This is a genomic window from Pseudomonas nicosulfuronedens (assembly GCF_005877905.1).
Classification (GTDB): Bacteria; Pseudomonadota; Gammaproteobacteria; order Pseudomonadales; family Pseudomonadaceae; genus Pseudomonas; species Pseudomonas nicosulfuronedens.
This window is the reverse complement of the sequence record NZ_SWDV01000030.1, coordinates 1-23289: the sequence shown is the minus strand read 5'-3', so window position 1 is coordinate 23289 and position 23289 is coordinate 1. Positions and strand designations below refer to the sequence as shown.

At 67.5% G+C, this 23289-nt stretch carries 9 protein-coding genes; 5 read left to right on the top strand and 4 right to left on the bottom strand.

Annotation, left to right across the window (positions count from 1 at the left end; genetic code table 11):
* Nucleotides 1–30 precede the first annotated feature (30 nt).
* The 4 genes from FAS41_RS21275 to FAS41_RS21260 all read right to left on the bottom strand — a co-directional run bounded on the left by FAS41_RS21275 (nucleotide 31) and on the right by FAS41_RS21260 (nucleotide 16380).
* Nucleotides 31–11631 carry an Ig-like domain-containing protein gene (locus FAS41_RS21275; RefSeq protein ID WP_138525415.1) on the bottom strand — a complete coding sequence of 3867 codons (11601 nt, stop codon included), beginning with the start codon at nucleotides 11629–11631 and terminating at the stop codon, nucleotides 31–33.
* 819 nt (nucleotides 11632–12450) lie between these two features.
* A complete protein-coding gene (gene mqo / locus FAS41_RS21270; protein WP_138525414.1) occupies nucleotides 12451–14085 on the bottom strand; it encodes a malate dehydrogenase (quinone) in 1635 nt (544 codons plus the stop codon).
* A 293-nt stretch (nucleotides 14086–14378) separates the two neighbouring features.
* Nucleotides 14379–15449, bottom strand: a complete 1071-nt coding sequence (locus FAS41_RS21265; RefSeq protein WP_138525413.1) for an AraC family transcriptional regulator — start codon at nucleotides 15447–15449, stop codon at nucleotides 14379–14381.
* Nucleotides 15450–15459: 10 nt separating this feature from the next.
* Entirely contained in the window at nucleotides 15460–16380 is a 921-nt protein-coding gene (locus FAS41_RS21260) for a GGDEF domain-containing protein (protein ID WP_138525412.1), read from the bottom strand.
* A 349-nt stretch (nucleotides 16381–16729) separates the two neighbouring features.
* On the opposite strand from FAS41_RS21260, the gene FAS41_RS21255 reads away from it, so the two are divergent.
* Genes FAS41_RS21255 through FAS41_RS21235 form a run of 5 tightly spaced genes read left to right on the top strand, consistent with a single transcriptional unit; the run spans nucleotide 16730 to nucleotide 23135 of the window.
* On the top strand, nucleotides 16730–19243 hold the full coding sequence (locus FAS41_RS21255) for a TonB-dependent receptor (RefSeq protein ID WP_138525411.1): 2514 nt from the start codon (nucleotides 16730–16732) through the stop codon (nucleotides 19241–19243).
* Between the two features lie 58 nt (nucleotides 19244–19301).
* Nucleotides 19302–21185 (top strand): phytase, encoded by a 1884-nt coding sequence (locus tag FAS41_RS21250; RefSeq protein ID WP_138525410.1) that lies wholly within the window; start codon nucleotides 19302–19304, stop codon nucleotides 21183–21185.
* 42 nt (nucleotides 21186–21227) lie between these two features.
* Entirely contained in the window at nucleotides 21228–21932 is a 705-nt protein-coding gene (tolQ, locus tag FAS41_RS21245) for a protein TolQ (protein ID WP_138525409.1), read from the top strand.
* Between the two features lie 13 nt (nucleotides 21933–21945).
* Nucleotides 21946–22383: a protein TolR gene (gene tolR, locus FAS41_RS21240; protein ID WP_138525408.1), complete on the top strand. Its 438-nt coding sequence runs from the start codon at nucleotides 21946–21948 to the stop codon at nucleotides 22381–22383.
* Nucleotides 22380–23135: an energy transducer TonB gene (locus FAS41_RS21235; protein WP_246084913.1), complete on the top strand. Its 756-nt coding sequence runs from the start codon at nucleotides 22380–22382 to the stop codon at nucleotides 23133–23135. Before tolR ends, FAS41_RS21235 begins: the two co-directional genes overlap by 4 nt.
* The last annotated feature ends 154 nt before the right edge of the window (nucleotides 23136–23289 follow it).

Sequence of the window (23289 nt, the reverse complement as noted above, 5' to 3'; positions counted from 1 at the left end):
CAGGACTTTCCTTCTCCCGGAAACGACGGCTCAGGACACGACGACGTGGACGGTGTTCTCCTCCACCAGCAGCGTGGTGTTGCCGAAGGTATAGACGTCGTAGCTGACGCCGCTGTGGACCTGGTTGACTCCGGTATCCACGGCACCTCTCACCGTGAGGGTGTCATTGCTGTCACCGGTGACCTGCAGGACATTGTTGGCATCGGTGACCGCGTCCACCTGGGCGGCGGTGAGCGTCAGGCTGCCGCCGGTATCGCCCTTGCCCATGTCCACCCGCTCGATGTTGGTCCAGGTGCCGGTGCCGGCCGCGCCGTAGTTGAGGGTGATGCCGTGGTCGAGCATCACGGTGTCGAAGCCGGTACCGCCGTCGATGGACTTGAAGTTGGTGGCCTGCAGCTGGACGGTGTCGTTGCCATCGCCGGCCTGGACGATGTCGCCGGTACCGACATGGAGGAACAGGTCCGCCCCGGCATTGCCGTAGAAATGCTCGGCACCGCTCTGCCCGACGAACACATCGGCACCCGCTGTCCCGGTGACACTGATCTCGCCGATGGCCAGGCTCAGCCCCGAGCCGGTGAGCGAGATGCCGTAGGTCGCGCTCTGGTGACCGCTGGCGTCATAGGCGATCAATTGCAGGCTGAGCTGGCTGCCCAGGTTGAGGATCTGCGTGACGGACAGGCCGAGCTGCCCCAGCAGGTCCGCCGCCAGCAGGTTGATGGTGAAGTGCCCGGTGGCATCGACAACCGGGTGCAGCGTGACGTTGGCCGCCGGCGTGATCACCTGCACCGCGAGGCTGCCCCCGGCGATCGCCGTGCCGCTGATGCCCAGTGCCGGCGGCAGCAACCCGACGGCCAGGCCGAGCCCGCCGATGGTCACAGTGTTCTGCGTGAGCACATTCTCCAGGTTGATGCTCGCCAGGTTGCCGAGGTTGCCGGCGGCATCCCGCGATCCCACCGACACACTGGCGTCCAGCAACTGGTCCCAGGTCAGGCTCAGGCCCAGGCCGCTGAACAGGTCCACCTGGGCGAGGCCCGCGTTACTGGCAGTCAGTTCGGTGTGCGAGGTCAGCCCACTGACGTTCACGTCCACCACCAGCGTGCTGTTGGCCTCACCACTGATACCCAGCAGGTTGCTCGCCAGGGTCAGTACCGGTGTGGCCGGCGCAAGGGTGTCGAGGACGAAGCTGGCCGGCGTCGCCGTCAGCCCGCCATTGACGTCGGCGGTGAGGGTCGCCGCGCCCTGCGGGATCACACCCACTCCGGCGGCAGGCAGCACGGTTACCAGGGCCACTCCCGCCAGAATCTCCGCGGCAGTGAGCACGTGGGCCTGGGTGTAGCTGTAGCCGCCCGGCCCGCTGTAGCGCAGGGTCAGGGTCTGCCCGGCGCGGGCACCAGCGGTCAGGCCGACACGCACCTGGATGCCGTCGCTCAGCTCGGCCTTGTTGATGTAGCCGTCGGCGGCCTCGGCGATGGTCAGCACCGGGCGCGTCAGGTCCGGCGCCTGGATCTGGATCGCCGCGCCGGCATTGCCGGCGGCATCCACGGCGTTCACCGTCAGCAACTGCCCTGCGGTCAGGGCCGGGCTGAGGTTGACGGTGAAGTTGCCGCTGGCGTTGGCCTGGACAGTGATCGGGTTGGCCGTGTCGCCGTTGATGATGACCTTCACCGTGCTGTTCGCTTCGGCGATGCCGGTGAGCACTGTGCCATTGGCGGTCACGCTCAAGCCGCTGGGCGCGACCGGCGCCACGCTGTCGATGCCGATGGTGGTTGCCACACTGGTGTTGCCGGCAGCGTCCTTGGCCGTCACGCTGACCTGAGTGTTGTTCGCCAGCGGGCTGCCGGGCGTGAAGCTCCAGTTCCCGGTGGCATCGGCGGTGACCTGCGCGATGATGGCGCCGCCGACCTTGAGGATTACCGTCGAACCGATCTCCGCCGTGCCGCTGAGTACACTGCCGTTGCTCGGGGCGACTACCGGAGCGGTGGGCGCCACGGCATCCACCGTGACACTGGCGGCGACGCTGATATTGCCCACCGCATCCTTGGCCACCACGCTGACCTGGGTGTTGTTGGCCAGCGCCACGCCAGGGGCGAAGCTCCATTGCCCCTGAGCGTTGGCGGTGACCTGGCCGATGATGTTGCCGCCCACGCTGAGCACCACCGTGGTGCCCGCCTCGGCCGTACCGGCGAGCAGCACGCCACTGCTGGGATTGATCACCGGGGTGGCCGGCGGCAGTGCATCCACCGTGGTGCTGGCGGCGACGACGCTGACGTTGCCGGCGGCATCCTTCGCCACCACGCTCACCACCACGCCATTGCCCACCGGTACTCCCGGTGTGAAGCTCCAGAGGCCGCTGGCATTGGCCGTTACCTGGCCGAGCAACGCGCCATTGGCTCCCGTGATGATGATCGTGGAGTTGGCTTCGGCGGTTCCGGTGAAGGTGATGCCGTTGCTGGCGGCAATGGTCGGTGTGTTGGGCGCGATGCTGTCCACTGTGACGCTAACCGCGCCGCTGGTGTTGCCCGTCGCATCCCGAGCCACCACGCTGACCTGCACGCCATTGGCCAGGGGCACACCGGGCGTGTAGGCCCAGTGGCCGGTGCCATCGACCACCACCTGGGCGATAGGCACGCCCCCGACGCTGAGCACCACCGTGGCGCCCGCCTCGGCCGTGCCGGCAATCTGTCCGCCATTGCTCGGCGAGACCACCGGTACGTTCGGTGCCAGCGCATCGACCACCAGGGTCGCGGCGCCGCTGAGGTTGCTGCTGGCGTCGCGCGCCACGGCGCTGATCACCGCGCCATCGGCGAGCGGCGCTGCAGGCGTGAAGCTCCAGCTGCCGTTGGCTTGCGCCGTCACTTGGCCGACGAACACACCGTCGACGCTCAGCAGGATAGTGACGTTGGCTTCGGCGGTGCCGCTGATCACTGTGCCGTTGCTCGGTGTGATGACCGGCACGGCCGGCAGGCTGGAGTCGATGACCACGCTGGTCGCCAGGCCTTCGTTGCCTACCGCGTCACGGGCGCTGATCACCACTTCCAGACCGTTGCCCAGCGGTGAGCCCGGCACGTAATGCCAGTTGCCATTGGCATCGGCCTTCACTTCGACGATCAGGTTGCCGAAGCCATCGCGCAGGATGACCGTGGCGTTGGCTTCCGCGGTGCCGGCGAGTACGGAGCCATCGCTGGGCGTAACGGTGGGTACCGCTGGCGCCAGGGCGTCGATGGTGACGCTGACGCTGGCACTCAGGTTGCCCGTGGCGTCCACCGTCAGCACATCCACCACCGTGCCGTTGGCCAGCGCCGAGGGTACCGGGAAGGACCAGGTCCCATCGGCCTGCACCGCAACCCGCGCCAGTTCCACACCATTCACGCTGAGCACCACGGTGACGCCCAGTTCGGCGCTGCCGCTGAGCAGCGTGCCATTGCTGGGGTCGACCACCGGTGGCTCGGGCGCCTGGCTGTCGACCACGGTGGACGCAGGGCCGCTACTGTTGCCGGCGGCGTCCTGGGCCACGGCGGTGACCGTGGTGCCGTTGGCCAGCGCCGGGCTGGGACTGAATGTCCAGTCGCCGCTACCGTTGGCCTGGGTAGTGCCGATGAAGTTGCCGTTGCCATCGCGCAGGATGACGGTGGCGTTGATTTCGGCGGTACCGCTCAGCACGGTGCCATCGCTGGGCTCGATGGTCGGTGGCGGCGGCGCGACGTTGTCGACGGTGGTGCTGACCGCTGCACTGGTATTCCCGACCGCATCGCGCGTGGCGGCCTGGATGACCACGCCATTGCCCAGCGGCGTGGCCGGATCGAAGGACCAGTTGCCGGCGCTGTCGGCGACGGCGGTGCCGATGGGATTGCCGCCGCCATCGGTGAGCACCACGGTAACGCCGGCCGTGGCGGTACCGGTGATATGCACGCCATTGCTCGGGGCAATGGTCGGGACGGCCGGCGCCACGGCGTCCACCGTGGTGCTGGCTGAGCCGCTGGTATTGCCGGCAGCATCCCGCGCCACGACGTTGACCACGGTGCCATCGGGCAGCGCTGTGCCGGGTGCGAAGGACCACTGCCCCGCCCCATTGGCGCTGACCTGGCCGATGGGATTGCCGTTGCCGTCGGTGAGAATCACCGTGGCGTTGGCCTCGGCGGTCCCTTCGAGCAGCGTGCCGTTGCTGGCGTCAATGGTCGGGGTCGGCGGCGCCAGGTTGTCGACCGTGGTGCTGACCGGGCCGCTGGTGTTGCCGGTGGCATCCTGCGCCACTGCGTTCACCACGGTGCCATTGGCCAACGGGGTACCGGGTGTGAAGCTCCAGTTGCCGCTGCCGTTGGCCGTGGCCTGGCCGATCAGGTTGCCGTTGCCGTCGGTGAGGATGACGGTGGCGTTGATCTCGGCGGTGCCGTGCAGCTCGGTGCCGTTGCTCGCCGCGATGGTCGGTGCGGCGGGCGCGACCGAGTCCACGGTCGTGCTCACCGTGCCGCTGGTGTTGCCGGCGGCATCCTTGGCCTGGGCAATCACCTGCGTACCGTTGGCCAGCGCCGGGCTCACCGCCAGGCTCCAGGCGCCGTTGGCACCCGCGCGTACCTGGCCGATGGCGTTGCCATTGCCATCGGTGAGCAGTACCAGCGCATTCGCTTCGGCGGTGCCGGTCAGCAGCGTGCCGTTGCTCAGGTTGATGGTGGGGTCGGCCGGGGCGGTGGTGTCCACGGTGGTGCTGACCGAGGCGCTCTGGTTGCCGGCGGCGTCCACCGACACGGCATTCACCGTCGTGCCATTGGGCAACATCGTCGACGGCGTGAAGCTCCACTTGCCGTTGCCATCGACGCTGACCTGGGCGATCGAGTTGCCGTTACCGTCAGTGAGCACGATGCTCGAACCGGCCTCGCCGGTGCCGCTGAGCACAGTGCCGTTGCTGGGCAGGATGGTCGGCGTGGTCGGCGCGGTGGTGTCCACCTGGGTGCTGGCCGGGCCGCTGGTGTTGCCGGCGGCATCCTGGGCGATGGAGATCACTGTGGTACCGCCGAGCAGCGGTGGGTTGGGCGTGAAACTCCACTGCCCGGTGCCGGCATTGGCAATCACCTGGCCGATGGGGTTGCCGTTGCCGTCGATGAGGATGACCGTGGCCCCCGGTTCGGCGCTGCCGGTGAGGACGTTGCCGTTGCTGGCGTCGATGGTTGGTGCGGCCGGTGCCAGCGCATCCACCGTGGTGCTGGCGGGTTGGCTGGTGTTGCCGGCGGCGTCCTGCGCCACGGCATTGACCACCGTGCCGTTGGCCAGCGGCGCGGCGGGCGAGAAGCTCCAGTGCCCGCTGGCGTCGGCGGTGACCTGCCCCACCGGGTTGCCGTTGCCATCGCTGAGGATCACGGTGCTGCCGGCCTCGGCAGTACCACTGAGAGCGGTGCCATTGCTCGGATCAACGGTGGGAGCGCCGGGCGCAAGGCCATCGATGGTGATGCTGGTTTCACCGCTGACCTGCCCGCCCTCCACCGCCACGGCGGAAATTTGTGTGCCATCGGGGAGCTTCGAGGGCGGCGTCCAGCTCCACTTGCCGTCGCTACCGGCGCCAACTTCGATCAGCATCACGCCGTTGCCATCGAGAATGCGCACGATGACGTTGGGCTCCGCGGTCCCGCTGATCACGCTGCCATCGCTGGGAGAGATGATCGGCGCACTCGGCAGCGTGGCGTCCACCGTCACCGTCGCTGGCGGGCTGATGTTGCCCGCCGCATCGCGGGCCAGGGCAGTCACCAGGGTCGTGTCGGCGATCGGGCTGGCCGGTGTGAAGGTCCAGTGCCCACTGGCATCCGCCGTGGTCTGGCCGATGGCAGTGCCACCCACGCTCAGCAAGACGGTGCTGCCCGCCTCCGCCGTGCCGCTGAGCACTTCGCCGTTGCTGGCGCTGAGGGTCGGTGCGGCAGGCGGGTCTGCATCGATGGTGACGCTGGCCGGCGTGCTCTGGTTGCCTGCGGCGTCCCGCGCGATGACTTGCAGCACGTCGCCATCACCCGGCTGCGGGCTTGGGTTTAGCGTCCACTGGCCGTCCGGGCCTGCGGTGGTGCGGCCCAGTTCCTGGCCGCCCGCGGTGGTGACGATGACCGTGCTGCCCACCTCTGCCGTGCCGCTGAGTGCGCTGCCGTTGCTCGGTGCGACTGTTGGCGCCGCCGGGGGCGCGGCATCGATGACGATGCTCGCCACGGCGCTGGCGTTGCCGGAAGCATCCTGGGCAATCACATCGATCCGGGTGCCGTCGGCCAGGGGCGGACTCGGGGTGAAGGTCCAGCTGCCGTCCGGGCCGGTGGTAGCCTGGCCGATCAGCACGTTGTTGGCGTAGACCAGCGTAATGGTGCTGGCGATCTCGGCGGTGCCGGTGATCACCGTGCCATTGCTCGGGTCGATGCTCGGGGCGACGGGCGCAGCGGAGTCCACCACCACACTGTCACTGCCACTGATGTTGCCGGCGGCATCCTGTGCGACTGCGCTGACGGTCACGCCGTTGCCCACCGCTGGAGTGGCGGTGTAGGTCCAGTGGCCCTCGGCATCCACCAGGGCGCGGCCAATCTCGCCGCCCGGCCCGCTGAGGATGACGGTGCTGCCCGCTTCGGCGGTGCCGCTGAAGGTGGTGCCGTTGCTCGGCAGGATATCCGGCGCGCCGGGAGCGACGCCGTCCACGCTGCCGTTGACGACAGGCGTGGTGTTGCCGGCCGCGTCGGTGCCCTGCACCGAGACGGCCGTGCCGTCGCCCAACGGGCTGCCGGGCGTGTAGCTCCAGCGGCCGTCCTGGCCGACCTGCACACGGGCGACCTCACTGCCGGCGACGCTGACGATGACCGTACTGCCGATTTCCCCGGTGCCGCCCAGGACGCTGCCGCTGCTTGGGTCGAGGGTCGGCGTGGTGGGCGCGCTGGAGTCCACCGTCACCTGGACCGGGCCGCTCTCGTTGCCTGCAGCATCGCGGGCGACGATGGTCACCACGGTGCCGTCGGCCAGAGGCTGGTCCGGGGTGAAGGTCCAGTTGCCGCCCGCACCGACGGTGACCTGCCCCAGCACATTGCCGGCGCCGTCAGTGAAGACCAGGACACTGCCCTCCTCGCCGGTGCCACTGAGCACGGTGCCATTGCTTGGCGTGGCCGTCGGGTCCGTCGGCGCGCTGCTGTCGATGGTCACCACCGTGCCGTTGCTGGCATTGCCCGCCGCATCGGTGGCGACCACCGTTACGCTGCTGCCATTGGGCAACGGTGATGCCGGGGTGATGCTCCAGTTGCCCTGGCCGTCGGCGGTGGTCTGGCCCACCGGGTTGTTGTTCGCATCGGTCACCGTGACCGTGCTGCCCGGTTCGGCGGTGCCGCTGATCTGCGTGCCGTTGCCGGGGTTCACCTGCGGGTCTGCCGGCGGCGTGGCGTCGACGGTCAGCGTGGTGGTGTCGCTGCGGTTGCCGGAGGAGTCCACCGCGACCACGCTGAGGGTCGCACCATCGGGCAGCGGCGTGCTCGGGGTGTAGCTCCAGCTGCCGTCGGGCCCTACCGGTACTTCGGCGATCACCTGGCCATTGGCGGAAATCACCACCACCTGCGCGTTGGGTTCGGCGGTGCCGCTGAGCTCGCTGCCGGTGCTGGGAGTGACCACCGGCGCGGCCGGTGGCTGCGCGTCCACGGTCACACCCGCCGTGCCGCTTTCATTGCCCGCCGCATCGCGGGCCATGACCGTCACCTGGGTGCCGTTGGGCAGCGCCGGTTGCGGGGCGAAGCTCCAGACGCCACCCGCGTCGGCGAGCGCCTGGCCGATCACATTGCCGCCGGCATCGCGCAGGATCACCGTGGAGTTGGCCTCGGCGGTGCCGGTGAAGAGCTGGCCATTGCTCGGATCGACCAGCGGGGTCGGCGGCGCCACGGAATCCACCGTGGTGCTCGCCGGCTGGCTGACATTGCCGGCCGCGTCGGTGGCCGTCACGTTCACCTGCGTGCCGTTGGGCAGCGCGGTACCGGGTGTGAAGGTCCACTGCCCGTTGCCATCGGCCGTGGCCACGGCGATGGGATTGCCGTTGCCATCGCTGAGCGTGACGGTCGAGCCGGGTTCCGCCGTGCCCGACAGCGTCACGCCGGTGCTGCCGTTGATGGTCGGTGCGACCGGCGCCACGGCATCCACGGTGCCCGTGACCGGTACGCTTTCATGGCCACTGACCGGGTCGACGGCCACCACCTGGTAATCCGAACCGTTGGGCAATGGCGTCGCCGGCGTGACACTCCAGTGGCCATTCCCGTCGGCCGTGGTGCGGCCGATTTCATTGCCGTTGGCATCGCGCACTATCACCTGCTGGCCGGCCTCGGCGGTGCCGCTGATGACGCTGCCGTTGCTCGCATCCGGTGTGGGCGGCGTGGTCAGGTCGCTGTCCACCGTGGTGGTGGTTTCCGCACCAACGTTGCCGGCCGCATCACGCACCGCCAGGCGCAGCACGAAGCCACTGGGCAGCGCCTGGTTGAAGCGGAACAGCCAGGCTCCATTGAGCCCCACCGCCGCCTCGCCCAAGGGGTTGCCGGCGGCGTCCATGATGACGACGGTGCTGCCCGGCTCGGCGGTGCCGCCGATCTGCGTGCCGTTGCTTGGCCCTGCCGTGGGGGCATTGGGTGCCAGGTTGTCGACGGTGATCTGCCCCACCGGGCTGACGTTGCCGGCCGCGTCCGTCGCGGTGGCGAGCACCTGGGTGCCATTGCCCAGGGGTGTACCCGGCGTGTATGACCAGTCCCCGGTCACCGGATCGGCGGAAACCTGGGCGATGGGATTGCCGTTGCCGTCGGTGAGGGTCACCGTGCTGCCCGGCTCGGCGGTGCCATGCAGGACATCGCCGTTGCTCGCGTCGATCTGCGGGGCATTGGGGACCTGGCGGTCGATGACCACGGGGGTTGGCTGGCCGACGTTACCGGCGGCGTCACGGGCGACCACGGAAACCTGCGTGCCGTTGGGCAGGGCCGACGGCGGCGTGAAGGTCCACTGCCCGGTGGCAGCGTCGGCGGTCACCTGGCCGATGGGATTGCCGTTGGCATCGAGGATGATCAGGGTGGCGCCGCGTTCGGCCGTACCGCTGAGGACAAGGCCATTGCTGGCATTGACCTGCGGCGGCGGAGGCGCGGCGGCGTCGACCACCACGCTGGTGGGCTGGCTGGAGTTGCCGGCGGCGTCGGTGGCGGTGACCACCACCACCGTACCGTCTGGCAACGAAGCCCCCGGCGTGAAGGACCACGCACCGCTGATGCCGTCGGCGCGGACCTGAGCAATGAGGTTGCCCTGTGGGTCGGTGAGGCTGACCAGGCTGCCGGGTTCGGAGATACCGCTGAGGACGGCGCCATTGCTGGTGTCCACCTGGGGCGCAACGGGTGCCACCCCGTCAACGACCAGCCCGATCACCGGGCTCTGGTGGCCGCTCAGCGGGTCCACGGCGACGACCTGCAACTGGGTGCCGTCAGGCAGCTGAGCACCGGGGGTGTAGCTCCAGTGGCCTCCTCCATCGGCAGTGACGGAGCCGATCAGGTTGCCGTTGCCGTCGCGGATCTCCACGCGGTCCCCGGCATCCGCCAGGCCACTGATGCTCAAGCCGTTGCTGGGGTTGACCGTGGGCGCCGAGGGAATGCTGGCATCCACCGTGACGCTGGCCGCCGGCCCGGTGTTGCCGGCGGCGTCCCTGGCGCTGACCGAGACCTGCACACCGTCGCCCAGCGGGGGGCTGAAGGAGAACTGCCAGTGGCCGCTGCCGTCGACCTGGGCCTGGCCGATCACCTGGCCGGAGGCATTGGTCAGCAGCACCGTGCTGTTGGCTTCCGCGCTGCCACTGAACAATCCGCCATTGCTCGGGTTGACCGTGGGCGCTGCCGGGGGCTGGGTATCCAGGGTGATCTGCGCCGGGCCGCTGAGGTTGCCGGCCGCGTCCCTGGCGACGACGGTGACCTGGGTGCCATTGGGCAATGGTGAGCCGGGCTGGTAGCTCCAGTGGCCGTTGCCGTCGGCGACGACGGTCGCCAGCGGGGCGCCGTTGCCGGTGGTGAGCACCACGGTCGCGCCGGCTTCCGCCGTACCTTCCAGCCCGGCGGCATTGCCCGACGTGATCAAGGGCGTGGGCGGAGCCACCGCATCCACCGTGACGCTGGCTGGGCCGCTCTCCCCCTGCGGGCCGCGTGCTACGGCAGTGACCACGGTACCGTCGGCCAGCGGCGTGAGCGGGGTGAAGCTCCAGTGGCCGTCGCCGCCCACCAGGGCCACGCCGATCAGGATGCCCTGGGCATTGCTCAGGTAGACCTGGCTGCCCACAGTCGCCGTGCCCTGGAGGACATGACCGTTGCTCGGCTCGATGACCGGCGCCGGCACGCCGCCGCCCGGCGCGCTGACGGTGGCAATCGGGCTGGCGTTGCCGGCGGCGTCGCGAACGATGATGGAAATGACCTGGCCGGCCGACAGCGGCGACTCCAGGCTGAGATTGAAACGCCCATCGGGACCGACCTGCACGGTCAGGTCGGGGACGCCGTCATTGTTGAGATCGATGGACAATGAGCTACCCGGTTCGGCGATACCCGCAAGGCCACGACCGTCGGCGCTGATCGCCAGGTTATGGGCGGCCTCCGGTGGCGTGGTATCCGGCGCACTCACCACGGTGGCCGGTCCGCTGTTGCCGGCCGGGTCGGTGACCGTCACCGTGACGCCCTGGCCATTGTTCACCGGGCTGGGCAGGGTGATTTCGAAATGCCCGTCGGAGCCGGCGACCCCGGTCGCATCGGGGATGCCATCGCCGTTGGTGTCGACCTTCACGGTGGAACCAGGCTCGGCGCTGCCGCTGACCTTGCTGCCATCTTCCGACACCGTGACACCGGTCGCGGCGCCAGGAGCCGTGGTATCCGGCGCGGTGACGGTGGTACCGGAGCTGGCACTGCCACCATTGGGGCCGCGCACTACCACGGTGACATTTTCGCCGTTGCTCAATGGCGGGCTGACCGGTATCTGGAAATTGCCGTTGCCGTCCACCGGCGCGGTGTAGTCGGGCTGGCCGTCACCGTTGACATCCACCTCGACGGTCGTACCCGGCGTTGCACGGCCGGTGATCACGCTGCCATCAGGGCTGACCGTGACATCGGTCGCCGGCGCGGGGGGCGCTGGAGGGTTGCTGCCGCCGCCACCGCCGCCGCCCCCGCCCCCACCGCCGCTGCTGGCAATGGCAGCGCCGCCAGCAATCACTGCGGCGCCGGCGAGGATGGTCCCGGCCGTGCCCAGCCCGGCGATGCCACCTGCCGCAGCGCCGGCCTCGGCACCGGTCAGGGACTCAAAGCCGGCGTCGATGGGCGCGGAGACGTAGGTGGGCATCAGCGTGCCGTCGGCCGCAACAGCATCCAGTTCGGTCACCACCAGGTCGCCCTTCTCGTCCACGAGATAAAGCTGGCTGGGCGGCTGCCCTTCGGCGAAGAAATTGGCGATGCGGATGGTCTCGCCATCCTTGAGCTGCACCACCAGGTCCGCACCAACCTGCTGGTAGCTGGCGACCGCGTCGGCGGTGACATCCAGGGCCACGTTGCTGGCCTGCTGGAGAACGATGCTTCCTTGTACCGTCTGCTGCGTGGCGGTGGCCACCTGCACTTGAGATGCCACGACCTTCGCCTGGATCGCCATGTTGACTTCCTCTGACCGGAATATTTTTTTGTTTATGGCCAGAAAGAGATAGCAGCTTCTGTACAAGGCGCCGGGAGCACTCTCAAAGGCTCCTGGCCAAAAGGTTTAATCGAAAGGTAGTAACCTAAGCACCCGCTGAAAAGTTCAGAGTTTATTGTCCACTCGCAGATATAAGCGCTGATATCAGGTCGGTTTACTCTCGACAATTAATTGACATTCTCTGTAAGCAGCGCCACTTACGGGGCTTACTCCCGCTATCGCGAATTGGTCGTCGCACTTCGCCGCCCCGACACGTCCACGACAATATTCAGTCGCTTGTTTGACTATCGCCAATGGCTTACACGACTGTAGTCCCTGGAGTACAAATTACCGTTCGTCGGAAAATATGAGTCCAGCAAACCTGTCGGTACGGTCATGCCAATCCACAGACCAGAGGGTCGCTGAAGCCCGGCGCAGAGCGAAGCGGCGAAACAGACGGGTTGACATGCAAAATTGAATGTAAAGGCCCAGCCTCCCACGGTTCGAATAGCAGTTCGTCACCGGCGTAGGCGCGAGCGCAAAACTTCGACTATTGCGCGGATTCGCCCTGTTCATTAATTCACCAGGGCAGGATCTGCGGTTTCGAAGTTGCCCGGCAGTTCACAGGACACTCGGACATCAAGGGAAGTGAGAGATAAAGCGGGAAGCCCGAGCGTTATACCGGGCAGATCGCCCTGACTAAAGTTCGGCAAATGGCGAAATAGAGGATGTTCAATAAAGGAATTCCGAAGACCGAACTTTAAGTCTGGCCTTCGGAACTCGCTTATTCAGCGAGGCAATTTAAAGCGCCATATCGCTGGAGGCCTTTTCCGGTGCCGGAGCGGCGTCGGTCGGCTGTGCAGCCGGAGCCTGGTCGATGGCCGGCGGCGGGTCCAGTTGCAGGACCTTGGCGGTGTAGCTCCACTCCTGGAAGGTTTTCTCCGGGCTGTCGTTGAGCTTGGTGCCGTAGCTGGGGACGATCTGGTGGACCTTGGCCTGCCACTCCGGGGTAGCCAGCTTGTCCTTGAACACCTTCTCCAGCACGTTGAGCATGATCGGCGCGGCGGTGGAAGCGCCCGGCGATGCGCCCAGCAGGCCGGCGATGCTGCCGTCGGCGGAAGCGACGATCTCGGTGCCGAGCTTCAGCACGCCGCCCTTGTCCGCGTCTCGCTTGATGATCTGCACGCGCTGACCGGCCTGCCACAGACGCCAGTCCTCGGCCTTGGCCTCCGGGAAGTACTCGCGCAGGGCGGCGAGGCGGTCGTCGTCAGACAGCATCAGCTGGCCGGCGAGGTATTCCACCAGCGGGTATTCGTCGATGCCTACGCGGGTCATCGGCCAGACGTTGTGGACATTGGTGCTGCCCAGCAGGTCGAGGTACGAGCCTTCCTTGAGGAACTTGGTGGAGAAGGTGGCGAACGGCCCGAAGAGGATCACGCGCTTACCGTCCAGCACGCGGGTGTCCAGGTGCGGCACGGACATCGGCGGAGCGCCGACCGATGCCTTGCCGTAGGCCTTGGCCAGGTGCTGCTGGGCAATGGTCGGGTTCTCGGTGACCAGGAACGAACCGCCCACCGGGAAACCGGCGTAGTCCTTGGCTTCCTCGATGCCGGATTTCTGCAGCAGACGCAGTGCACCGCCGCCGGCGCCGATGAAGACGAACCTGGCGTCGGTTTCGGTGACGCTGCCGTCCTTGAGGTTCTTGTACTCGACGCGCCAGGTGCCGTCGTCGTTGCGGGTGATGTCCTCGACTTCGCTGGAGAGCTTCAGGCTGAAGTTCGGCTTGGTCTGCAGGTAGCCGGCGAACTGGCGGGTGATCTCGCCGAAGTTCACATCGGTGCCAATCGGCGTCCAGGTGGCGGCGATCTTCTGCGCCGGGTCGCGGCCCTGCATCATCAGCGGCACCCACTTGGCGATCTGCGCCGGGTCCTCGGAGTACTGCATGCCACGGAACAGCGGGCTGGCCTGCAGCGCCTCGTAGCGCTTCTTGAGGAAGGCGATGTTGTCGTCGCCCCAGACGAAGCTCATGTGCGGGGTGGAGTTGATGAACGAGCGCGGGTTCTTCAGCACGCCGTTCTGCACCTGCCAGGCCCAGAACTGACGGGAGATCTGGAAGGACTCGTTGATCTCCACCGCCTTGGCGATGGTGACGTTGCCGTCTTTATCTTCGGGGGTGTAGTTCAGCTCGGCCAGGGCGGAATGGCCGGTGCCGGCGTTGTTCCAGCCGTTGGAGCTTTCCTGGGCGACGCCGTCCAGGCGCTCGACCATCTCCATGCTCCAGCCCGGCTCCAGCTCGTTGAGCCAGACGCCCAGGGTGGTGCTCATGATGCCGCCGCCGATCAGCAGCACATCGACCTTCTTGGTTTCCGCGAACGCGGGCGCGCAATTCACTGCCAGAGCGAGGCCCAGCAGCGCCCCGCTAACTTTCTTGATCATCGAAAGGTTTCTCGTCGTTAGGGCTTGGCCTTCCCCACCAGCGTCATTCAGCGTGAAGGCCGGACCCCGCGCACAGGGCGCGAACGATGGGCAAGGCGACAGATGACGAGGATGAGTCGGGACTCAGTTCCCTCCTCCGCCGGCTCTGAGGCCTGCTTGATGGAATGAGGGACGTCCTGCGCAGAGAGACACGCAAAGCCTTCGGCTTTGGCTTTTGTTGTGGGAGGGATGCATGGTCTGCTGAAACGTTTGCGCATTCTATAGAAAGCGCACCTCATCACCAACCGTTTCGCTCAACTATCCGTTACGCGGTGTTCCTGCCAGCTGTCGCGCCCCGGTCGCAGGTCGCGCACGGCACTGGGCACCCGCCCCGTCCAGCGCTTGAACGAGCGACGGAAGTTGGTGGTGTCGGTAAAGCGCAGGTACTCCGCGACTTCCTCGTTGCTATAGCCCTGTGACCAGTACAGATAAAGCGCCACGTGCTTGCGCACCTCATCGTGCACAGCCTGGAAGTGCGTCTGGTGCTTCTGCAGCTTGCGCTTGCAGGTGGCCGGGCTGATGCCCATGCGCTCGGCCAGCTGATCGAGGCTCAGCGGATCGCGGGCCTCGCGCTGCAGCAGGCGGTACACATGTTCCAGCACGCCTTCGCGCAGGCCCAGTTGGTCCTGCTCGCGCCGGGCATCGCGCTGCGCCGCCTGGCCAGCGGTGAGTGAGGCGCGCGGCCAGGGTTTCACCAGGTATTCGCGGGGGATCAGCATGGCGTCGACATGGCAGTCGAACTGCAGGTTGAGCCCCAGGTGCGCCTGGTACTGCTCGATATAGTCAGGTCGTTCATGGGCGAACAGATACTTCCACGGCAGGCGCTCCTCCGACAGCCAACGTGACAATGAGGTGACCGCCGTCATGCCGCTCTCCACCAGAAAACGCCGGGCACCACCGATACCGCAGGCATCCACCCAGTACAGACAGGCAACGCGCTCCTCCACCAGCAGGCGCGGTGCAAGCAGCGGGCTGAAACGCGCACGGTGGCGGATCAGCAACTCCAGCGCCTCCTGCAGGTTGGCCGCGTGCATCAGCGCACCACTGGCGGCGCCCTGATGCCCCGGCAGCAAGCGCTGGCCAAAGAGAAAACCCAGTTCCTCGCCGCCGCTGCCCTGCCGGCAATTGTCCACCAGCCGCAGGTACTGCTCGACGCTGATCAGCCGCTGGCCCGCGATGATGTCTTCCTGGAACAGCCCCGTGCCACGCAACAGGCGATGGCTGTCCAGTTCGCGGCTGAGCGCCAGGTCGAGCAGGCAGGCGGGCTGGTGCTGCGCCGGGATGAAGCGCAGGTCGCGCTCGTAGTAGTTCAGTCGGGCATCCATGCGGCACACCTCACGCGCTGCGCGCCAGTCGCGGCCGCGATTTGGCCCGCGCCATGGCCAGGCTCAGGCGCTCCAGCAGGTTGTCCGCTGATTCATCACGCGCCATGCAGGCCACGGCAGTGGCACTGAGGGCGAGGCTTTCGCCCTGCGGCATGCTCTTGTGCGCATAGGAACGCACCGCGCGCTCCAGCTCCCCGGCGATGCGCCAGGCCTGGGCCTCGCCAGTGCCAGGCAGGAGTGCGACGAAACGGTCGCCCGCCAGCCGGCACAGCAGATCGGAGTGGCGCAGGTTGAGCAACAGTAATTGGCTCACCGCCTGCAGCACCCGGTCACCCTCGGCATGACCATGCTGGCGATTGAAGGGCGCGAAATCGTCCAGGTCCACCAGCACCAGGGAAAACGCCTGTTGCTCCTCGCCAGAGCGACGCTGCTCCAGCTCGATCTGCCGGCGCAGGTAGGCCGCGCCATTGAGCGGAGTAAGGCGGTCATGGTGCAGGTGCTCGCGGAACAGCCGCTCGCGCTTGCTCAGCTGTTGGCCGAGGGCCTTCTGCTCCTTGCTCCAATGGTACAGACCCAGGGTGATCAGCAGCAGGCCGATGGGCATCGGCGCCGACTCGAGCCAGTGGTCCCAGGAAATCTCGGCGGGCAACTGGATGAACTCGTCGAGAGCGTCCATCCACATGGAGAAGAACACCGCGCCCAGCCCCACCGCCAGCAAGGTAGTGACTCGCCCGGTAGGCCGGTGCGCGAGCACCAGGCATACCCAGCAGAACGCCAGCAGCGCCGACCCACCCTCGCCCACCACGTCGAGCCAGTCGATCCGCTCCCAGGTCTTGATGTGCCCGGCCGCGAGGTAGAGCAACAGGCCAATGTTGGCGAGCGCCACCAGCGCGATCAGTTTCAGCCGGTGCAGCTTGAGCAGGTTGGACATGGGAGTGGTATCCGCGAACGAGTGACGGAGGCCAGCCAAACAGGTCCGCGTGATGCTTTGATGACAGTGCCGAGGGTGCAATCGGCTCACTCGAAACTGCCCTCATCCTGCAAAAAAAACCTGTGCCGCCAACACCGACGCCACGCGGCGCGACCTGCCGCCGGGGCTGAGCCGAACGCACCGGGTCAATTGGGCTCAAAAACACCCTTGTCACGGCTGAAACCCCGGTATTCCGGGGCTCGCAGGCCATCGCTGTCACGTAACCGTCATTCCCGCTGCCTAGCTTCCGCTCCCCAGTTGACCGGGCCGAATCGCCCCGGTCGAAGGAACGGGCACAAGGGGAAATGCCGTGATCGATCAACAATTGCCGCGGACGCTGCGTCCGCTGTTCAAGGTCAGCGCCCTGGCGCTGGCGATCGCCGCCACACCGTCGGGCTGGGCCGAGGAAGCTGCCGAGGTTGGCGAAAGCGTCACCGTGTACGGTCAGGCCGACAGCCTCGACAAGGCCCTGCGCCAGCAGCGCCGCTCCGACAGCGTGGAGAGCGTGGTACACGCCGACAGCATCGGCCAGCTGCCCGACAGCAATGCCGCCGAAGCCCTGCAACGCGTACCGGGGACCTCCATCGAACGCGACCAGGGCGAAGGCCGCTTCGTACGGGTTCGTGGCCTCGGCCCGGACCTCAACGCCGTCACCATCAACGGCACCCTGGTGCCCTCGCCCGAGGCCGGACGCCGTGCCGTGGCGCTGGACGTGCTGCCCAGCGAACTGATCCAGTCGCTGTCAGTGGTCAAGACCCTGACCCCGGACATGGACGCCAACTCCCTGGGCGGCACCATCGAGGTTGAAAGCCTCTCCGCCTTCGATCACGACGGCCTGTTCTTCAGCGGCACCGCACAGACCAGCTACGACGAGAACACCAACCGCTTCAGCCCGAAATACTCCGGCGCCGCCAGCCAGCGCTTCAGCCTCGGCGACGGCATCGACAACTTCGGCGTGGCCGCCGCACTGAGCTGGCAGAAGCGCAAGTTCGGTTCCGACAACGTCGAGACCGGCGGCGACTGGGATTTCGACGACGGTGCCCGACTCAACAGCCTGGAGCAACGTGACTACGACATCCAGCGCGAGCGCAGCGGCGGCGCGCTGAACTTCGACTACCGCCCCGACGACGACAGCAAGCTCTGGCTGCGCACTCTCTACAGCGAGTTCAAGGACAACGAGACACGCCAGTCCACCAAGATCGACTTCGAGGACGCCCTGGCCGAAGGCGAAAGCGGCGAAGCCGAGGTGGAGCGCCGCCTGAAACACCGCGAGGAAACCCAGACCATCCAGTCCTACGTCTTCGGCGGCGAGCAACGTCGCGGCGACTGGACCTTCAGCGGCCAGGCCGGCTGGAGCAAATCCGACGAGGACAGCCCCGGCCACATCGACCCGGCCGTTTACAGCGGCGGCGACATGGACAGTGGCTGGTACGACAGCGAGAAGCCACGCCTGAACATCGACCCGGCGTTCTACGACCCGAGTCAGTTCAGCCTGGACAAGGTCGAGTGGGGCAAGTCCTACACATCAGACCGCGAGAAGAACCTGCGTCTGGACCTGGCCCGCGACTACGACCTGGCCGGCAACCCGTCGACCTTCAAATTCGGCGGCAAGCTCAGCCGGCGCACCAAGGACAACGACGAAGAGGTCTGGCAGTACGAGGACCTCGCCGACGCCGGCCTGAGCGACGACCAGCTGAACCTCGCCAACGCCCTGGACGGCACCGTGCACTACCGCCTGCAGAAGTTCGGCCAGGGAATATCCGCCGACGCGGTCAAGCGCCTGATCGGCGGGCTGGATTCGGCGCAGTACTACGACGAGGAAGCCTCCACCATCAATGACTTCCGCATGCACGAAGACATCGACGCCGGCTACTTCATGAACACCGTGGACGTCGGTGACTGGCGTTTCATCGCCGGCCTGCGCTACGAGGGCACGCACTTCGAGGCCAGGGGCACCGGCATCGACAACGGCGACTACCAGGCCATCGAGCGCAAGCGCGACTACCACAACTGGCTGCCAGGCCTGCATGCCCGTTACCAACTGGACGACCAGACGCAGATTCGCGCCGCCTGGACCAACACCGTGGTACGCCCGACCTTCGAACAACTCGCGCCCGGTTATGCCATCGATGGCGACGAAGCGGAGTTCGGCAACCCGGACCTCGCCGCCCTGCGCTCGCACAACCTGGACCTGGCCATCGAGCGCTACCTGGGGCGCGCCAGCGTGGTTTCGGCGTCGCTGTTCTACAAGGACATCAAGAACTTCGTCTACAACACCGACCTCGCCGGCAGCGGCGCCTGGGCGGACTTCGACGAGGCGTCCACCTTCGCCAATGGCGACAAGGCCAAGGTCTACGGCCTGGAACTGGCCTGGTCGCAGAAAATGGTCATGCTCCCCGCGCCCTGGGACGGCCTGCTGCTGGGCGCCAACGCCACCTTCAGCCGCTCGCGCGCCGAGATCGCCGATGCCGACGGCAACCAGCGCAACATTGACTTGCCCAGCCAATCCGACGTCACCGGCAACCTGCTCATCGGCTACGAGAAGGACCGCCTGAGCCTGCGCCTGACCGCCAACTACAAGTCCGACTACCTCTATGAGGTCGGCAACGTCAGCGACAAGCACTACGACAGCCGTGTCGACGACCAGACGCAGATCGACTTCAGCGCGCGCTACTCGCTGACGGACAACCTGCAGGTGTTCTTCAACGCCGAGAACCTCGGCGATGAGCCTTACTACATCTACAGCGGCCACCGTCGCTACAACTACCAGTACGAAGAGTACGGCCCGACCTACACCGTCGGCCTGACCCTCACCCACTTCTGAGGACCGCGCACGCCGGTCCGCCGGCGTCCGCGCAGCACCACAAGGACAGACGCCCTCCATGAAACGCCGCTACTCCCTTGCTCCGCTGCTCGCCGGCCTGCTGCTGGCCGGCCATGCCTGCGCCGAATCCGTCGCCCTGCAACCCTGGCCGACCCGTGCCAAGGCCCAGGCCATCGCCTTGCTGCCCGGCGCCGGCAGCGTCGTCGCCAGCAAGCGCGACGGCCTCCTGCTGCTGGACGAGACAGGTAGCGAACGCGGTCGTCTCGCCGGCCGCTACGACTTCCTCGACCAACGCCCCTGGGGCGACGGTAGCCTGCTCGCCACTTTCGACCGCGAACGCCAACAGCCGCTGTTGCAGCCGTTGGCCGGCAACGGCCACTGGGGCGCTGCGCTGCGCCTGCCAAGCCCGGACTTCGCGGTCAACGGCCAGTGCCTCTACCGTGACGCCAGCGCCAACCTCTACCTGTTCCTGGTCGGCGAGAACGGCCAGGGCGAGCAATGGCTGGTCGGCCACGGCCAGCGACTCGAACGCGAGGCGCGCAAGGTGCGACGCCTGGCCCTGCCGCCGAGCGCCGAGCTGTGCCGTACCGACGACAGCGACGGCACCCTGTACGTCGACGAACCCGGCATCGGCCTGTGGGCCTATGGTGCCAACCCGGAGGCAGACGGCAGCCGCCTGCCGGTGGACCTGAGCGCGCCCTATGGCAATCTCGCCGGATCGGTCAGCGGACTGGCGGTGGTATCCGGCGGTGTGCTCGCGCTGGACAAGGGCCCGGCCCTGCAACGCTACGTGCGTCAGGGCAACGGTTGGGAGAACCTCGGCGCGATCGCACTGAGTGGCCCGAAGAAAGCCGAACAACTCGCAGCCGCCGAACAGGCCGGCACGCTGCGCATCGTCCTGCAGGACGATACCAGCGGGCACTACTACCACGCCGAAGTCCCTGCCCTGCCCGCACACGCCGAAGGCCCCCGCGCGCTGCCCGAGGTGATGCCGGCGGTGCAGACGCAGAGCGTGCAGCGTCATGGCGACGCCGCCGATGACCCGGCGATCTGGGTCAGCGCGAAAAACCCGAAACTCAGCCGCGTACTGGGCACCAACAAGCAGGAAGGCCTGCTGGTCTTCGACCTCCAGGGTCGCCAGTTGCAGAGCCTGGCTTCCGGTCTGGTGAACAATGTCGACGTGCGCCACGGCTTCCGGCTCGGCAATCGCCGCGTCGACCTGGCGGTGGCGAGCAACCGCAGCGACAACAGCCTGACGCTGTTCGCCATCGAGCCGGCTGACGGCAAGGTGCGCGAGATCGGCCGCGTGCCAACGCCACTGGAAGAAGTCTACGGCCTGTGCCTGTACGCCCCCCGCGACGGCGACATTCAGGCCTTCGTCAACGACAAGGACGGTCGCTTCCAGCAATACCGCCTCAGTGCCCCCAACGGCAAGGTGAAGGGCGAGTTGCTGCGCGAGTTCCGCGTCGCCAGCCAGCCCGAGGGCTGCGTTGCCGATGATCGCAACCAGCGTCTGTTCCTCGGCGAGGAAGACGTGGCCGTCTGGACCCTCGGCGCCGAGCCCGACACACCTGGCGTGCCGGAACAGGTACTGGCCGTGGGCGACCTGCTGCATGACGACGTCGAGGGCCTGGCCCTCTACCAAGGCGCCAAGGCGAGCTACCTGCTGGTCTCCAGCCAGGGCAACGACAGCTACCTGGTGCTCGACGCCAAAGCACCCTACCGCGTGCGCGGTGCCTTCCGCGTTGGCCTGAACGCCGCTGCCGGTATCGACGGCACTTCGGAAACCGACGGCATCGAGGTTACCTCGGCCAACCTGGGCGGTGCGTTCGGCCAGGGCATGCTGGTGGTGCAGGACGGCCGCAAGCGCCTGCCCGAAGGCACGCAGAACTTCAAGTACGTGCCCTGGGCGGAAGTCGCCCGTGTCCTCGATCTCGACTGACCACCGCGCTCCCCTCAAGGGGAGCCCTACCGGGAGACCACCATGCAAGCCACACTCGAACATACCAGCCTCTGGGGGCTGGTCGAAGCCGCCAGCCCGCTCGCCCAGGCCGTGCTGCTGATCCTCCTGGCCGCCTCGCTGTTGAGCTGGTACGTGATAGTCCAGCGCAGCCTGTTGCTGGGCAGCGCCCGTCGCCGCCTGCGCACCTTCGAAGCCCGCTGGCGGGCCAGCGGTGACCTGCCGCGGCTGTTCCGGGAAACCGCCGAGCCCGGCGAGGACGCTGGCGTCGAACGCATCTTCCACGCTGGCTACCAGGAATTCCTGCACCTGCGCGACGAGCCGGGAATCGACCCGGCGCTGCTGATCGAAGGCAGCGAGCGCGCCATGCGCGTGGTCATCGCCCAGGAGGAAGAACGCCTGCAGCGGGGCCTGCCGTTCCTCGCCACCGTTGGCTCCACCAGCCCCTACATCGGCCTGTTCGGCACCGTCTGGGGCATCATGAACGCCTTCATCGGCCTCTCCGGCGTGCAACAGGCCACACTCTCCACCGTCGCACCGGGCATTGCCGAGGCGCTGGTGGCCACCGCCGTCGGCCTGTTCGCGGCGATCCCGGCGGTGATGGCCTACAACCGCTTCGCCGCCGGTTCCGATCAGCTGCTGGGGCGCTACTGCGCCTTTGCCGAACAGCTGCAGGCCCAGCTCAACCGCCGCATCCACGCCGCCCCGGCGCTGGCCGCGGCGGCCTGAACGGAGGCCGGCCATGCGACGCATACGCAGCAAGCACGCGCCCAAGGCGGAAATGAACGTGGTGCCCTACATCGACGTCATGCTGGTGCTGCTGGTGATTTTCATGGTCACCGCACCCATGATCCAGCAGGGCCTGAAGGTGGAGCTGCCGAAGGTGGCCAGCGAAGCGCTGCCCAGTGAAACCGAGCGCCCGGTGCTGACCCTCACGGTACAGGCCGACGGCGGCTACCACTGGTACCTGGGCAGCCAGGTGGACACCGAGCAGCGCACCGACGTTGCCGGCAGCCTGGACGAGCTGACCGCCAAGCTCACCCGCCTGGGTACCGACACCCAGGTGCTGATCCGCGCCGACCAGGCGGTGGACTACGGCCGGGTGATCGCCGCCATGGCCGCGCTGCAACGCGGCGGCGTCAGTGATGTCGGGCTGATCACCGAGGCCCCGCAATCGTGAACCCGAGGATCACCCGCCGCGCCCTGCCGGCCGCCATCAGCGCGGGGCTGCACGCCCTGGCGCTGGTCGGCCTGTACATCGGCTTCCATCCATCCGCGCCGACGACACCGGCGCCGAAGGTGATGCGCACCGCGCTGGTCAGCCTGCCGAGCCCCTCCCCCGTGGTCCCGACGCCCCCCGCGGTGCAGCCTCCCGAGCCCGTCACCACGCCAGCACCGCAGGCCGAGCCGCCCCCGTCCAAGCCGCAACCCGATGTGGCCCAACTGGCCAGGCGCAAGGCCGAACAACGCGAGCGCGAGGATCGCCAACGCGAAGAGCGACGCCAGGAGCAGCAGCGCCTCGCCGAGCAGCAACGCCGGGAACAGGAGCTGCGCGAACGTCAGCAGGCCGAACAGCAGGCCCGTGCCGAGCGCGACCGCCAACTTGCCGCGCAACAAGCCGCTGCCGCCGAAGCTGCCCGCGCCGCGCAGAACTACCAGCCGCTGGTGAAGAAGGCCCCGACTTACCCGGACACAGCCCTCGATCGGCGCCTGGAGGGGGACTGCACAGTGGAATACACCGTCACCCCCAACGGCTCGGTGCGCGACCCGCGCGTGGTGCCCGGCGCCTGCAGCCACAGTGTATTCGAGCGCCCGTCGCTACAGGCCGCCACCCGTTTCCGCTACCAGCCACGGGTGATCGACGGCCAGGCCGTCACCGTGGCCAACGTGCGCAACACCTTCCATTACCGGATCCAAGAGACGTCCCGATGAGTGCTGAACCAACCGATTTCCACGCCCAGCTTTCCGCCTTCGACGACCAGCCGATCAACCCCTCCGGCAACGTGCCGATGAGCGAGCTCATCGATGCCTCACGCCGCCGCCTGCTGAAGAACAGCCTGGTGCTGGGCGCCGTCGGCTTCCTTGG